This is a genomic window from Bradyrhizobium sp. JHI2711 (genome assembly GCF_056156565.1).
This window is the reverse complement of sequence record NZ_JBPZPT010000001.1, coordinates 1,567,142-1,581,248: the sequence shown is the minus strand read 5'-3', so window position 1 is coordinate 1,581,248 and position 14,107 is coordinate 1,567,142. Positions and strand designations below refer to the sequence as shown.

Below are 14,107 nucleotides of genomic sequence, written 5' to 3'. Positions count from 1 at the left end.
AGGGCGCGCAAATACCGGGGAGGACGTGATGGCGTCATTTGGAAGGTTCATTCGCCTGGCGTTCGGCGTTTGCACGCTGCTTCTCTTGGCGATGGCGGCGCCTGCGAGTGCTCAGCAGGTCAATCCGACTGCGAGCTCGGTCAAGGAGCAGCAGCTTCTGCAGGAGCTGAACCGGATTCAAGGGCGTGTCAGCATTCCGGATCAGCGGTCCGGCGTTCTCGAGCAGCCGCAGGGGCGGGAATGGCGGGAATTCCGCATGGTGACACTGCCCTGGATCGGCGGCGTTGCCATCATCGGCATGATCGCCCTGATCATGATCTTCTATCTCACCCGCGGCATGGTTCGGCTGGAAAGCGGCCACTCGGGCCGCACCATCGTGCGCTTCAACGGTTTCGAACGTTTCGTGCACTGGATGACGGCAACCTGCTTCATCATCCTGGCGATCTCCGGCCTCAACGTCACGTTTGGCCGGCAACTGCTTTTGCCGCTGATCGGTTTCGAGGCCTTTTCCGAATGGTCGCAATGGGCCAAATACGCCCACAATTATCTGAGTTTCCCGTTCACGGTGGGGGTCGTGCTGATCTTCCTGATGTGGATCGGCGGCAACATTCCCAGCAAGGTGGATATCGAATGGGCCAAGCGGGGTGGCGGCCTGATCGGGCATGACCATCCGCCGGCCAATCGCTTCAATGGCGGCCAGAAGATGATCTACTGGATCGTCGTGATCGGTGGTGGGCTCGTCGCGGCGAGCGGCTATGCGCTGATGTTCCCGTTCTACGGCACGGGTATCGAAAGCATGCAGATGGCCCAGATCGTCCACTCCATTGTGGCGGTCCTGTTCGTCGCGGCGATGATCGGGCACATCTATATCGGCACTATCGGCATGGAAGGTGCGTTCGCCGCCATGGGCTCGGGCGAAGTCGACGTCAACTGGGCGCGCGAGCACCACAGCCTCTGGCTCGACGAGCAGATGGCGCGAACGGGACCGAACGATGGGCAGCGGCAACCTGCGACCGCAGCGGCCGAATAAAGCGAGCCTGCCGGCCTACCGCAGCTCTTTCGCAAACAAGACGGAGCGGTCCTGCAGCTCCTGCTCGGGAAGCTTGTCGGCCCGTCCCGTCTGCATATCTTGAATGGACGCCATGCCGGGCTGACCGAAGTGAGGTACTGGATGCGGCCTGAACACGCTATTGGCCGCACCGGCGAGAAGCATGGCTGCGATTAGCGAGAGCATGAGGAATTTCATGCGCGTCTCCGTCTGCCATCTCCACCCGCCACGATGAATACATCCGGATCGTCGAATCGGACGTGAACCGCTTCACAGCGATCGGTTCCACTCGCGCGGGCCGAGCTCCCCGAACGACCGTCAACTTCGTCGTCAAGGTGGATATCTGCTTGCCAATGGAAGGCGCGCCATCCCGCATCGGTGCCGTGATCGGTTGACGCCGAATTCCTCCATCGGGGCAGCCATTTGGCTTCCATTCTGTCGGATCGTCAGGGGGCAGGCCGAAACTGGTCCGGCTCTTGCTCTTGCCAGTATGAGAAATTTTGATAAACGTCATACTGTAAAGGCGGGCGAATGGAACGAGCAGCGATGCGGACTTTGCGGGCGGTCGAGCCCGGAACGGTGGCGCTGCTCGGCGGGCTCGTCGCCGCCAACATCGCGGCATGGGCCTGGGCCTTCACGCTGTTCGGCGACCGGCCGACGGTGATGGCGACCGCCTTGCTGGCCTGGGTGTTCGGCCTGCGTCACGCCGTCGATGCCGACCACATTGCCGCGATCGACAACGTCGTGCGCAAGCTGATGCACGGCGGTGAGACGCCGCGCAGCGTCGGCCTCTATTTCGCGCTCGGCCATTCCACCGTCGTCGTGGTGGCGACCATGCTGCTGGCACTGGGCGTCGTGAGCCTTGGCGGCGACAGCCTGCTCAAGGAGATCGGCGGTCTCATCGGCACCTCAGTCTCGGCGCTGTTCCTGCTTGCGGTTGCCGCGATCAACCTCGTCATTTTCGTCGGCCTGTGGCGGACGTTTCGCGCGGCGCGGGACCAGGGGGTTCACGATGCTGCGCAGCTCGATGCGCTGCTTGCCAGCCGCGGTATTCTGGCCCGGCTGCTCGGCCCGATGTTCCGCCTGGTGACGAAGCCCTGGCACATGTACCCGCTCGGCTTCCTGTTCGGCCTCGGCTTCGACACCGCGACGGAGATCAGCCTGCTCAGCATCTCCGCCAGCGAAGCCGCGCGCGGCGCCTCGCTCGCCGATGTGCTGGTTTTCCCCGCGCTGTTCGCTGCAGGCATGGCGCTGGTCGACACTGCCGATTCCGCGCTGATGGTGAGCGCCTATCGCTGGGCTTTCGTCGATCCCTTGCGCAAGCTCTGGTACAATCTCACAATCACCGGCGCCTCCGTCGCGGTTGCACTGTTCATCGGCGGGATCGAAGCGCTCGGCCTGATCGGCGAGCGGCTCGGTCTCTCCGGCGGCGCATGGGTGCTGGTCGAGGACCTCAACGAGTCGCTTGCCAATGTCGGCTTTGTCGTGATCGCGCTGTTTGCGGTCGCATGGCTCGTCTCGGTCGTGCTCTATCGCCGCATGTTCGGGAACGAGCCTCGCCGCGCCGGCACGAAAGTTTTGGAATGCACCGATGCGACCGAGGCGGCCTGAGCACGGTCGTCGCGGCGGCGCTTTGACGGCACTCTCGGTCCTGGCGCTGCTCGCGGATGACGGCCGCGCCCTCGCACAGAGCAATGACGCCTCACGCGAACTGCCGCCGGTCGAGGTCAGTGGCGGCGCCACGCCCGGGCGCAAGATGACGGCCGCATCGCGCCGTGCCGCCAGATCGCCCGCGGCCGGCCGCCGCATCTTCGTGTCTTCCGCGACGGCGCAGGCGTCGGATCCGCGCAGTGCCGGCTCGGGTGCAAGGGCCGCAGCCGGCATGGCCAGCGAGATCACTGTCTCCGGCGACGAGATCAACGCACGCCCTTTCACACGGCCGGGCGAGGCGCTCGAAGCCGTGCCCGGTCTGATCGTGACGCAACATTCCGGCGAGGGCAAAGCCAACCAGTATTTCCTGCGCGGGTACAATCTCGACCACGGCACCGATCTGGCGATCATCGTCGACGGCGTCCCCGTCAACATGCGCACCCACGCGCATGGCCAGGGTTATGCCGATCTCAACTGGCTGATCCCGGAAACCATCGCCGCAATGGACGTGCGCAAGGGACCTTACTTCGCCGACGAAGGCGACTTCGCCTCGGTCGGAAGCGTTCACATCGGCCTGATCGACAGCACAAGGCGGCTGGCGCAGGTGAGCGCCGGCAGCTTCGGTTACCGCCGTCTGCTCGGCATGGATTCCGCGAAAGTTGGCGACGGTTCGCTGCTGGTGGCCGGCGAGATCGGTACCTACGACGGCCCGTGGGACAATCCGGACAAATTGCGAAAGCTCAACGGCCTCGTGCGCTATAGCCAGGGCACCGCGACCGACGGCATGTCGCTCACCGGCATGGCCTACGTCAACAAATGGAACGCGACCGACCAGGTGCCGCAGCGCGCCATCACCAGCGGCCTGCTCGGCCGGTACGGTTCGGAAGATCCGAGCGACGGCGGTCACGCCAACCGCTTTGCGCTGTCCGGGCGCATCGCGCAGACCGACGACGTCGGTTCATGGAAAGCCAACGCCTATCTGGTGAAGAGCCAGCTCGACCTCTTCAATAATTTCACTTACTTCCTTGACGATCCCGTGCTCGGCGACCAGTTCCACCAGCACGACGACCGCTTGATGGCGGGCGCCAATGTCTCGCGCACGCTCAACGGCTCCTTTGCCGGCCTGCCGATGCAGACCACCTTCGGTCTGCAATCGCGTTATGATGCGATCGACCTCGCGCTCACCAATACGTTCCGTCGCGGCTTCATCGGCAATATCCGCAGCGACAAGGTCGGCGAGGGCAGCGTCGGGGTCTATGCCGAGAACACGGTGCGCTGGACCGACTGGCTCAGGACGACGTTGGGCTGGCGGGGCGATTATTACGCCGCCGACGTTACCTCTCTGTTCAACGCCGCAAATTCCGGCCGCGCCGATGCCGCGCTCGGCAACCCGAAATTCAGGATGGTGCTTGGTCCGTTCAATCATACGGAATTCTTCCTCGGCGCCGGCTACGGCATGCACTCGAACGATGCCCGCGGTGCGACCACGACGGAGGATCCCACCGATCCCGCGACAAGGCTCACGCCGTCGCCGCTCCTGGTGCGCACCAGAGGCGCGGAGGTCGGGGTTCGCAGCAGGATCGTTCCCGGTCTCGACAGCTCTCTCAGCCTCTTCCTCCTCGACCAGGATTCCGAGATCCTGTTCGCTGGCGATGCTGGGGACACCATGGCAACGCGCGCCAGCCGCCGCTACGGCTTCGAGTGGACCAATCACTACAGGCCGCGGTCCTGGATCGACATCGACGCCGATCTCGCCATGACGCATGCGCGCTTCCGCGGCCATGACGGCGAGCAGGCCGCGGTCTATGCCTCGCTCGCCGGCTATCCCGAGGCGCAAATCGGCAATGCGCCCGGCAACTACATTCCCAATGCCCCGGCGATGGTGGCATCGGCCGGAATAACACTTGGCGAAAAGACGGGGTGGTTCGGCAGCGCGCGCTGGCGCTACATCGGCGCGAGCCCGTTGACCGAGAACAATGCGTTCCGCTCGCGGCCGACCGGCCTCGCCAACGCGCGGCTCGGCTACCACAGCGAGAACGGCTGGCGCATCCAGTTCGACGTGCTCAACCTGTTCAACAGCAAGGCGAACCAGATCACCTATGCCTATGGCTCGCTGTTGAAGACCGATACGCTCTACAATCTCTGCGCCGCCAATGCCGCACCGGCCGCAGTCTGCGGGAACGGCGTGATGGACTATGTGCTGCACCCGGTCGAGCCGATGGCGTTTCGGGTCACTGTGGCCGGAACGTTTTAGGCCTGTTGCGCGAGCACACTGGGCTAGCCTGTCAAAGGATTTGCCTTCACGGTTGCTCGGACATCGTCAGGCGGCCGCGTGCTGGAGGGCGCGTCCTGCGCGCGGCGATGGCCGGCACGAGCGTGGGCGATTCCCCGGCGAGACGGAGCGCAAAATAGGCGATGGTCGCTTGAAGGCCGTCCTTCAATGCCACCCTCGGACGCCATCCCAGGATCTTCTCGGCGGCGTCGATCACAGGCTTGCGCCGCTTGGGATCGTCCTTGGGCAGGGGCTCGAAGCGCAGCGGGGACGCAGATTCGGTGCATGCCAGCACCTCACGGGCGATGGCCTCGATCGTGACCTCGTGCGGATTGCCGAGATTGCACGGACCGCTGACCGAGGCGGGGCTCTCCATCATGAGCTGAAGCCCCCGCACGAGATCGTCAACGAAGCAGAAGCTGCGGGTTTGCGTGCCCTGGCCGTAGATCGTGATCGGCTCGCCACGCAACGCCTGCACGATGAAGTTGGACACGACGCGGCCGTCATTCTCGAGCATGCGCGGGCCGTAGGTGTTGAAGATGCGCGCGACCTTGATCTCCGTCCCGTGCATCCGCCGATAGTCGAACATCAGCGTCTCCGCGGCCCGCTTGCCTTCGTCGTAACAGGCCCGTGGCCCGACGGGATTGACGTTGCCGAGATAGGATTCCGGCTGCGGATGCACCTCCGGGTCGCCGTAGACCTCGCTGGTGGAGGCCTGAAGAATCCGGGAGCCCTTCTGCCGTGCCAGCTCGAGCAGGTTGATCGAGCCGAGCACGCAGGTTTTCATCGTCCCGACCGGATCGACCTGATAGTGGCGGGGCGATGCCGGGCAGGCGAGGCTGTAGATCCGGTCGATCCCGCCCTCGATCTCGATGGGATCGCGCACGTCATGCTCGATGAAGCGGAAGTTCGGATGGTTGAGCAGGGGCCGGATGTTGTCGGTGGTTCCCGTGAACAAATTGTCCAGGCAGATCACCATGCTGCCGCGTTGCAGGAGCGCGTCGCAGAGATGCGATCCGATGAAGCCGGCGCCGCCGGCGACCAGGACCGTCGGCGAGCGGCGGGATGCGTGGATGCGGGTCTGGAGCGTCATGACGTGGCCTTTCAGAGTTGGGCGACCTGCATGGGACGAACGAGAGGGAGCGACGCCGTCTTGCGGCGGCGCCGCGCGGCTGCCTCGGCGTAATAGGTCTCCAGCTGCCGTGCGCGATGGTCGGGCGTGTGATCGGCGAGAACCCGCCGCCGCGCGTTGTGTGCGATCGTGCGCCGTTGCTCTTCCGGCATGTCGCGCAGGATCTCGACAACCTCGCGCGGGCTGGTTGCCAGCAGGATTTCCTTCGAGGGCGCGAAGATCGTCTCGATCCCGGGCCACCGGTCCGAGATCACGGGCGTGCCGCAGGCGGCGGCCTCGAACAGCCGGACGCTCGGGGAGAAGCCCAGCGCCTTCATGTCGGCGCGGGTGGCGTTCAGCGTGAAACGCTGCGCCGCGTAGAACTCCGGGTGCTGCTTCGGCGAGAGGTGCTCGATCCGCGTAACGTTGGCGGGCCAGGCGATATTGTCCGGATATTGCGCGCCGGCGACGACGAATTGATCGCTCGGCAGCGTGCGCGCCGGTGCCAGCAGCAGCTCCTCGAGAACGGGCTGCCGGTCCTCGCTGTAGGTCCCGAGATAGCCGAGCGCCCATTTCGGCGGCGCCTGCTTCGGCGCGTAGATCTCCGCGTCTGCGCTGCAGTAAAGCACACGCGCGAGCGGACTGCCGTAGCTCTGCTCGATCATGCCGGGCACCGGTCCGCCGGTGAACGACAGATAGAGATCGAAGCGCGGGATCATTGCCGCCGAGAGATAGTCGAGGCCTTGCTCGAGCCGCGCCAGAGTGACTGGCGTGTCGATGTCGTAGAACGCGGTGATGCCCCTCGCGTGCGTCGTGGTCCATTCGGCGAGCGCGATCCCGTCAGGAACATAAGAGCCGATGATCACCAGATCGGCATCGCGGATCAGCTTGCCGAACTGGCGCGGAACATCTTTCGAAGATTGGTACAATTCGACAGTCCAGGCAGAGGGCTTGGTCAGGTCGCGGTGTTCCCGATACCAGGGCACGTCCCGCTCCAGGAACGTGACGCGGTGACCTCGTCGCGCCAGCGCTTCGATCAGGGCGCGGTAGGTCGTGGCATGACCGTTGCCCCAGGACGAAGTGACCGAAAGACCGATGACGACGATGGAGAGATTCATTCTGCTGCCTCGATTCGGGAGCTGTGGGCGACGAAGAGATCGTTGAACTGGCGGGCGCGCTGCCGGTAAGTGTGCTGGCTGAGGATGCGTGCGCGGGCGCGGCGGGCGATAGACCGGGCCCGCTCGGGATCGAGCGCGGTGAGGTGCTCGGCCACCTCGGCTCCGTCGGCGGCCACCAGCACCTCGCGGCCGGGTTCGAGGAAATGATCGATGCCGGCCCACTCGTCGGTGATCAGGCACGCGCCGGCGCCGATCGCTTCGAACACCCGCGTCGGCGGTGAGAAGCCATAGCGCGCCATGCTGTCGCGATTGACGTTGAGCGTGGCGAGCGCGGAGCCGAAGAACGCGTTGTGATCGGCGGTGCCGACATGGCCGACCTTGCGCAGATTGGCGGAGGCGTCCTTGTCGTCCCAGCCGGAGCCGCCGAGCACGAAGGACTTTTCGGGCAGATGGCGTGCAACGTCGAGGAAGAAATGCTCGACGCGCGTCTCGCGGTCGGGCAGGCGGTTCGCCAGCAGGCTGAGATCGCAGGCAAAGCGCGGATTGGGCGGTGACGGAAAATGCGTGGAGGGATCGAGTGCGTTGTAGATCGGCACGCAGTCCCGCGCGCCCACCGATCGATACGCGGAGACGACGGGTTCGCCGCCGCCATAGGTCAGGACCATGTCGTAGTATGGGATCGCGCGACGCAGATGATGCTGCGGATCGCTTTCCATCGCCTCGAGCGTGGCGGGAGCATCGACGTCCCAATAGATCCGCGTCAGCCGCGAGGGCAGCGCGGCGACGGCGTTCTCCAGCTCGAGATCAAAGACGCCGACGCCGCTGGCCTTGACCAGCATGTCGGCCGATTGTGCGGCTGTGTCGAGCGAGCTGCGCCAGCCGTCGGCGGTCGCGGGATAGACCACCACCCTGGCCCAATCCGGCTCGTCGATGTCGCGATGCGACTGGCGGTCGAAGGCGTCGGGCTCGTAGAAGGTGACCTCATGGCCCAGCGCCGCGATCTCCTTCAGCATGCCACGGTAGTAGGTGGCAGCGCCATTCCAGTAGGACGAGACGAGGCTGGATCCGAAGAAGCAGATCTTCATGCGACGGCTCCGATGTCGTGCTGAGGCCGTGCCGAACGGCTGGTATCCCTGAGGTCGGTGACGATGTCGATGAGCTGCTCGGCGCGGTGGCGGCAGGTATGACGATCCCGGATGACCTTCAGGCCGGTCTCCACCATCGCGGCAGAGAATTCCGGATCGTCGATGATGGTACGAAGCGCATGCTTCATCTGCGCGCCGTCGGCAACGCTGAGATAAGCGCCCTCGGGGAACAGGCCTTCCTCATCCGACCAGGGTGCCGAAACCAGGGGAATGCCGCAGGCCAGCGCCTCGAACACGCGGATGGTCGGGATGCCCGGCAGCAGGGCGACGTAAGGCCCGCGCGGCACATGGATGGTCGCGCGCGCGCTAGCGAACGCGACGGGGGCCCAGTGCGCCGGCAGCCAGCCGCCATAGCGGATGCCTGCGCTCCTGATGGTGCGGAGCGCATCATCCGAATAGCGCACGCCATGGACGCTGGCGCGGAGCTTCATCTCCGCCACGGGCTCGACCAGGAACTCGTTCAGCTCGGCGCTGCGCTCGCCGTCGCCCCAATTGCCGATCCAGACCAGATCGTCGGTCCGCTCGACCTGGGGCAACGGGTGATACAGCGCAACGTCCGCTGCCTCGTGCCATGTGAAGACCCGGTCTGCCCAGCCGAGCTTCAGATAGATCTGCCGAAGCACCTCGCCGAAGGCGAGCACGCCGTCGAATCCGTCGAGATCGAATTGCGCAAGCTCGTCGGGCGCGCTGACCGCACGGTGATGGGTATCGTGAAAGAGCAGGGTGAAGGACCCGCCTTGCACCCGCCTGCGCCCGATCTGCGCGATGAGATCGGGCGAATTCCATTCATGCACGATGACGAGATCCGCGCCATCAAGCGCCCGCTCGAGATCGAGGCTGGTGTCGTAGCGGCGGATGTCGATGCCGGGGAAGAGGGCGGGAATGTCCTCCATCGCATGACTCCCTCCTTCGCGAATGGCGTTCAGGCGGCTCCAGCCGTCGATGGGCTCGAACACGACCACCTCGTGCCCAAGCGCATGGAGCTCGCGCGCATAGCCACGCAGGAAATGCGCGTTGCCGTTGTTCCAGCAGGAGGTGAAGGCATGATAGAACAGGACGCATTTCATGCGCGCACCTCGATTTGGCTGGCCGCGGCGCTCGTCCGGCGCGATGCGATCAGATCCTGGTAGAGACCGAGATAGGCGCTCGTCATGCGCGTCAGCGAATAGGTCAGGGATTGCTCATAGGCGGCCCGCTGCAGCTTTGCGCGGCCCATCTCGTCAGCGCAAAGATCTGCCAGAGCCCGGTGCAGCGCCTCGCTGTCGGCGGGATCGACGAACAAGGCGGCGCCGCGCCACAATTCCCTGAAGGTCGGGACGTCAGAGAGGACCAGCGCGCAGCCGGCGGCGGCGGCTTCCAGTACCGAGAGACCGAACGGTTCATAGAGTGCGGGGCTGACGAAGATCGCTGCATGCTGCAGGCGCGTCTCCAGCGCCGCGTGCGGCAGCTCTCCGAGCCAGGTGATACCCGCTGGCAGGCGTGCTTCGATAGGACCGGCCACCTCGACCGGCCAATCCAGCCCAGGCGCGGCGGCGGCGAGCGCTTCGATGTTCTTGGCTCGGTCCCACAGCCGTCCTGCCGCGAAAATCAGGTCCTGCTTTCGCCCAGACGGGGCGCGTGGCGAAATTCCGTTCCAGATCACCGCGCCGCGCGATCGCGGCTGGTAGATCGCCGTGATGTCGTCGTGGAAGGCCCGGCTCGGACAGACCCAGGCCTGCGCCGCGTCGAGCGCGGCGGCGACCCGCTCGCTGTAGCGGCGCCATTTGGGCTCGCCAAGCCAGGCCGTATCGTGGCAGGCGAGTGCCCACGAATTTACGCAGGAATGCGCCACCAGCACTGTCGGGGCCTGCCAGGCAAAGGTCGCCTCGCGGAAGCTGTTGAGATGCACAACGTCGGGCATCAATCTGGCTTCCAGGTTTGCAAGCACGCGCCTTGCGTCGGAAACGTTTTGGCCCTCCGGGTCCTGCCATTCGAGTGCGAGGTCCGTGTCGACCAGGTGCACGCTGGTCTCACGCAGCATCTGACGCTGATCGACCCGTGCCCGCGGGCCCAGCGTCACCAGCGTGACGTCGGCACCGGACGCAGCGAGACTCGTGGCAAGCGCGCAGGAATAGGTCCACACGCCGCCAACCGTGTCAGTCGTCATCATGATCCTGATGTCGGCGCCACGGTTCATGAGGCCACCTGGAGTTCGAGGCTGTCGAGCGGGACCGGGCGATCGTTCTGCACGTCGCTGAACTGGTCGAACATCGCGAGATAGTGCCGGTGTGCGCGCTCCCAGGCGACGTCGTCGGGCTCGCCCCAGAGCTTGCGGTAGTCGGGAGAGCCGGGATAGGGATAGAGCGGCACCGGATCGTTGGCCCAGACGCCGGCATCCTGCATCGTGCGGCGCCAGCGCTGCACCACGGGATCGTCGTCCTCGGGCATCTCGATCAGATTGGCCTGCACGAAGGGGACGTGGCGGCGGGCTTCGACCAGCCGGTCGGCGAGCTGATCCGTCGTCATCTTGCAGTTCTTGGCGAGGGCCGCGCGCCCTTCCACCGTGAGGCTCTCGATGCCGGCTTCGATCGAGACGCAGCCGGCGCGCCCGAGCAGGGCGAGCATGTCGGGCTTCCAGAGGTCAATCCGCGTCTGCACGCCGAACTTCAGCCCGCGCGTCGTCAAGCCCTCCAGCAGCTCGCGGTTCGGAAGGAAGATCTCATCGATGAAGTAGACGTACTCGATGCCATGGCGGCGCAGACGATCGATCTCGTCGAGAATGACGGCAGGCGGCCGCTTGCGATAGGCGTTGCGGAAATTCTCCTTGGCGCAGAACGTGCAGTTAAAGGGACAGCCGCGCGAGGCCTCCACCTCGGCGCCGGGCGCCGTCGGCTCGGCCTCGAAGCGGTGATGATGGTGATGGTGACGCCGGATCATCTCGTCAGGCCAGTCGAGCGCTGGCTGATCGCTGAACGCGACCGCCTGCGGACCGCCATTGACCCGGAGCGAAGCACCGTCGGCGAAGCACAGGCCGGGAAAGTCTCGCTCGCCATTGGCGAGACGCAGCAGGGACGCCTCGCACTCGCCCATCACGACGATATCGACGCCAAGCTTCCTCAGGGCGGTCTTCGGCGTACTCGAACCATGCGGGCCGACCGCGATCAGGGTCGGCGCAAGGTCCCGCACCGCGATGGCGAGTTGCTGCGGTACGCGCAGCTCGGGCGGCGCGCAGCGCCAGAACAGATAGGTCGGCGCGGTGGTGAAGACGATCTGGTCGGGGCGAAAGGCACGCAACTCGGCCTCGATGTCGCGGAGGGAGAGATCGAACATATGCGCATCGAGCAGCAACGTGTCGTGGCCGGCCGCCTTTAGATAGTGCTGGGAGATGCCGAGCTCGAGCGGCAGGTGAGGCGAGCGGCAGCCGAAATAGATGCTGCCCGAAAAATCCCAGTTCGGATTGATGAGGGCGACCCGCGTCATGCCAGGGCCTCGCTTCTATTCTGTGATCCGAAGCGGCTGTCGAGCCAGGTGTGGAGCGAGCGCAGGCCATCGGCGAGAGGCATTTGCGGCGTCCAGCCGAGCGCGGTGGCGAGCGCCCGCGTGTCGGTCACGTACCAGGGCTGATCGCCCGGTCGCCAGTCCGCAAAGCGATAGCTGACCTTGCGGCTCGTCAGCTCGGTGATGCTGTCGATCAACTCGAGCAGGCTGATCGCATTCGCCGGACCGCCGCCGAGATTGAAGACGCGCCCGCGCGCCAGCGCGATGTGGTCGAGCGCGGCGAGCCAGGCGCTCACAGCGTCCGACACGTGCAGCGCATCGCGGACCTGCTTGCCGTCGCCATAGATCGTCAGCGGATTGCCGCTTATGGCGCTGAGCAGGAAGTGTGCGATCCAGCCCTGGTCCTCGGTGCCGAATTGCCGCGGCCCGTAGATGCAGCTCATGCGCATCACCACGGTCTGCAGCCCGAACACCCGGGCATAGTCGTGGACGTATTGATCGGCGGTCCCCTTTGAGCATCCATAGGGACTGTAGAAGTCCAACGGCGCGTTCTCCGAAATGCCGCCAGCGAGCAGATCATTGACCGGCATGTAGCGGCGGCCGGCGAGCGTGATCTCGCTGTCCTCGATCAGGCGCCCGTAGACCTTGTTGGTCGAGGCGAAGATCACCGGGGCCGAGGCGTTGTGCAGGCGGACGGCTTCCAGCACATTCAGCGTGCCACGGGCGTTGATCTCGAAATCGGCCGAGGGATCGCTGACGCTGTCGGTGACGGCGACCTGGGCCGCGAGGTGCAGCACGGCGCGTGCCTCGCGCACGGCGTCGATCACCGGAATGGGGTCGCGGATATCGGCCACCGTGATCGCGACGCGGTCGCCATGCCGGGATTTCAGCCATTGCGCGTTCTCGCGCACGCCGGCGCGGGCGAGATTGTCCAGCACCAGCACACGGTCGCCGCGCTCGGCCAGACGGTCGGCGAGATTGCAGCCGATGAAGCCGCAGCCGCCGGTGACCAGGACAGGTCTGTTGTCTTGTTCACTCATCACGCGACCAACCCTCGTTGCAGCAGCTCACGGGTCGCCCGCTCCGCCTGATCGTCGGCGATCTGGTCGGCGAGGTACCCGGCGAGCTCTTCGAGCCCGTCCTTGAACGCGACATGCGGCTCGAAGCCGAGCAGGTCGCGTGATTTGCCGATGTCGGCGAAGCAGTGCCGGATATCGCCAGCACGGTATTTCCGTGTGATCTCGGCAGCGATCTCGCACCGTCCCATCACCTCCGCCAGATCCTCGGCCACCGACAGAATGGTGCGGCTCTGGCCCGAGCCGACGTTGAAGACGTCCTGGGCGTGGTCGGATTCGAGCGCCATACGGCAGGCGCGGGCGACGTCGTGCACGTGGACGAAGTCGCGCCGCTGCAGGCCGTCTTCGAAGACGAGCGGCGGCCGGCCATTGAGCAGCCGGGCGGCGAAGATGGCCAGCACCCCGGTATAGGGATTCGACAGCGCTTGCCGCGGACCGAACACGTTGAAGAAGCGCAAGCCGACCGTCGGAATGCCGTAGGCCTTGCCCGTGATCAGGCACATCCGCTCCTGCGCATATTTGTTCAGCGCGTAGATCGAGCTCAGCGACGGCTGCTTGGTCTCAGGGGTGGGCACGGGATCGAGCGCATGCCCTGCATGATCCCGCAATTCCCACTCGCCCTTGCGAAGCTGCTCGATCGGTCGTTCGTCGCAGGCGACGACGCTTCCAGTGCCGTCACGATACAGGCCTTCGCCATAGATGCTCATCGAGGATGCCACCACCAGGCGTGCGACTGGTCGCTTGGCCAATGCCTGCAGCAGCACGGCGGTGCCGAGCTCGTTCGTCCGGACATAGGGCTCGATGTCATACATGCTCTGGCCGACGCCGACGGCGGAGGCGAGATGCAGGACCATGTCGGCGCCGCGCAAGGCCTGTTCGACGGCGACGCTATCCGTGACGTCGCCGACCACGAGCTCGGCATCGTCGGCGAGATAAGCGGGCCGCTGACGGTTGCCGCCGTGGACCTGCGGAGAGAGATTGTCGAGAAGGCGGACCTCATAGCCAGCCGCAAGCAGCACGTCGGCCGTATGCGAACCGATGAATCCCGCGCCTCCGGTAATCAATACTCGCGTCATTCACCGCTCCGTGCCGCATGGGACCGATCCGTTCGGGACCAGCCGATGATGAGAGTTGAAGCGCGCCTTTGCTTGGTCGGGCGACCTGCGCGCCAGTCACGTCTGGGAGTTAGAAGCGGTGCAAGGAATGTTCG

12 protein-coding genes are annotated in these 14,107 nt (G+C 65.3%); 3 read left to right on the top strand and 9 right to left on the bottom strand.

The window, feature by feature from the left end:
* The first annotated feature begins 28 nt into the window (after positions 1 to 28).
* The gene (locus tag ACTEK7_RS07535) at positions 29 to 1,030 is read left to right on the top strand and encodes a formate dehydrogenase subunit gamma (protein WP_225145888.1); all 1,002 of its coding nucleotides are present in this window, start codon (positions 29 to 31) and stop codon (positions 1,028 to 1,030) included.
* Between the two features lie 15 nt (positions 1,031 to 1,045).
* Here ACTEK7_RS07535 and ACTEK7_RS07530 read toward each other — a convergent pair whose 3' ends face one another.
* Positions 1,046 to 1,246 carry a hypothetical protein gene (locus ACTEK7_RS07530; RefSeq protein ID WP_225145887.1) on the bottom strand — a complete coding sequence of 67 codons (201 nt, stop codon included), beginning with the start codon at positions 1,244 to 1,246 and terminating at the stop codon, positions 1,046 to 1,048.
* 333 nt (positions 1,247 to 1,579) lie between these two features.
* Between ACTEK7_RS07530 and ACTEK7_RS07525 the strand changes: the two genes are divergently transcribed.
* Positions 1,580 to 2,659: a HoxN/HupN/NixA family nickel/cobalt transporter gene (locus ACTEK7_RS07525; protein ID WP_225145886.1), complete on the top strand. Its 1,080-nt coding sequence runs from the start codon at positions 1,580 to 1,582 to the stop codon at positions 2,657 to 2,659.
* Positions 2,640 to 4,952 carry a TonB-dependent receptor gene (locus ACTEK7_RS07520; RefSeq protein ID WP_225145885.1) on the top strand — a complete coding sequence of 771 codons (2,313 nt, stop codon included), beginning with the start codon at positions 2,640 to 2,642 and terminating at the stop codon, positions 4,950 to 4,952. Before ACTEK7_RS07525 ends, ACTEK7_RS07520 begins: the two co-directional genes overlap by 20 nt.
* A 46-nt stretch (positions 4,953 to 4,998) precedes the next feature.
* Here ACTEK7_RS07520 and ACTEK7_RS07515 read toward each other — a convergent pair whose 3' ends face one another.
* The 8 genes from ACTEK7_RS07515 to ACTEK7_RS07480 are packed head-to-tail and all read right to left on the bottom strand — an operon-like array spanning position 4,999 to position 13,973.
* Entirely contained in the window at positions 4,999 to 6,063 is a 1,065-nt protein-coding gene (locus ACTEK7_RS07515) for a UDP-glucuronic acid decarboxylase family protein (protein WP_225145884.1), read from the bottom strand.
* A gap of 11 nt (positions 6,064 to 6,074) precedes the next feature.
* Positions 6,075 to 7,199: a CgeB family protein gene (locus ACTEK7_RS07510; protein WP_225145883.1), complete on the bottom strand. Its 1,125-nt coding sequence runs from the start codon at positions 7,197 to 7,199 to the stop codon at positions 6,075 to 6,077.
* Positions 7,196 to 8,284 carry a CgeB family protein gene (locus tag ACTEK7_RS07505; RefSeq protein WP_225145882.1) on the bottom strand — a complete coding sequence of 363 codons (1,089 nt, stop codon included), beginning with the start codon at positions 8,282 to 8,284 and terminating at the stop codon, positions 7,196 to 7,198. Before ACTEK7_RS07505 ends, ACTEK7_RS07510 begins: the two co-directional genes overlap by 4 nt.
* Entirely contained in the window at positions 8,281 to 9,411 is a 1,131-nt protein-coding gene (locus tag ACTEK7_RS07500) for a CgeB family protein (RefSeq protein WP_225145881.1), read from the bottom strand. Before ACTEK7_RS07500 ends, ACTEK7_RS07505 begins: the two co-directional genes overlap by 4 nt.
* A complete protein-coding gene (locus ACTEK7_RS07495; protein ID WP_225145880.1) occupies positions 9,408 to 10,520 on the bottom strand; it encodes a glycosyltransferase family 4 protein in 1,113 nt (370 codons plus the stop codon). Before ACTEK7_RS07495 ends, ACTEK7_RS07500 begins: the two co-directional genes overlap by 4 nt.
* Positions 10,517 to 11,803 carry a TIGR04295 family B12-binding domain-containing radical SAM protein gene (locus ACTEK7_RS07490; protein WP_225145879.1) on the bottom strand — a complete coding sequence of 429 codons (1,287 nt, stop codon included), beginning with the start codon at positions 11,801 to 11,803 and terminating at the stop codon, positions 10,517 to 10,519. Before ACTEK7_RS07490 ends, ACTEK7_RS07495 begins: the two co-directional genes overlap by 4 nt.
* Positions 11,800 to 12,861 (bottom strand): SDR family NAD(P)-dependent oxidoreductase, encoded by a 1,062-nt coding sequence (locus ACTEK7_RS07485; RefSeq protein WP_225145878.1) that lies wholly within the window; start codon positions 12,859 to 12,861, stop codon positions 11,800 to 11,802. The genes ACTEK7_RS07490 and ACTEK7_RS07485 overlap by 4 nt, the downstream gene beginning before the upstream one ends.
* On the bottom strand, positions 12,861 to 13,973 hold the full coding sequence (locus ACTEK7_RS07480) for an NAD-dependent epimerase/dehydratase family protein (RefSeq protein ID WP_225145877.1): 1,113 nt from the start codon (positions 13,971 to 13,973) through the stop codon (positions 12,861 to 12,863). The genes ACTEK7_RS07485 and ACTEK7_RS07480 overlap by 1 nt, the downstream gene beginning before the upstream one ends.
* Positions 13,974 to 14,107 lie beyond the last annotated feature (134 nt).

Coding starts and splice junctions, on each gene's coding strand:
- ACTEK7_RS07535 (WP_225145888.1), top strand. CDS start 29: ATGGCGTCATTTGGAAGGTTCATTCGCCTGGCGTTCGGCGTTTGCACG.
- ACTEK7_RS07530 (WP_225145887.1), bottom strand. CDS start 1,246: ATGAAATTCCTCATGCTCTCGCTAATCGCAGCCATGCTTCTCGCCGGT.
- ACTEK7_RS07525 (WP_225145886.1), top strand. CDS start 1,580: ATGGAACGAGCAGCGATGCGGACTTTGCGGGCGGTCGAGCCCGGAACG.
- ACTEK7_RS07520 (WP_225145885.1), top strand. CDS start 2,640: ATGCGACCGAGGCGGCCTGAGCACGGTCGTCGCGGCGGCGCTTTGACG.
- ACTEK7_RS07515 (WP_225145884.1), bottom strand. CDS start 6,063: ATGACGCTCCAGACCCGCATCCACGCATCCCGCCGCTCGCCGACGGTC.
- ACTEK7_RS07510 (WP_225145883.1), bottom strand. CDS start 7,199: ATGAATCTCTCCATCGTCGTCATCGGTCTTTCGGTCACTTCGTCCTGG.
- ACTEK7_RS07505 (WP_225145882.1), bottom strand. CDS start 8,284: ATGAAGATCTGCTTCTTCGGATCCAGCCTCGTCTCGTCCTACTGGAAT.
- ACTEK7_RS07500 (WP_225145881.1), bottom strand. CDS start 9,411: ATGAAATGCGTCCTGTTCTATCATGCCTTCACCTCCTGCTGGAACAAC.
- ACTEK7_RS07495 (WP_225145880.1), bottom strand. CDS start 10,520: ATGAACCGTGGCGCCGACATCAGGATCATGATGACGACTGACACGGTT.
- ACTEK7_RS07490 (WP_225145879.1), bottom strand. CDS start 11,803: ATGACGCGGGTCGCCCTCATCAATCCGAACTGGGATTTTTCGGGCAGC.
- ACTEK7_RS07485 (WP_225145878.1), bottom strand. CDS start 12,861: ATGAGTGAACAAGACAACAGACCTGTCCTGGTCACCGGCGGCTGCGGC.
- ACTEK7_RS07480 (WP_225145877.1), bottom strand. CDS start 13,973: ATGACGCGAGTATTGATTACCGGAGGCGCGGGATTCATCGGTTCGCAT.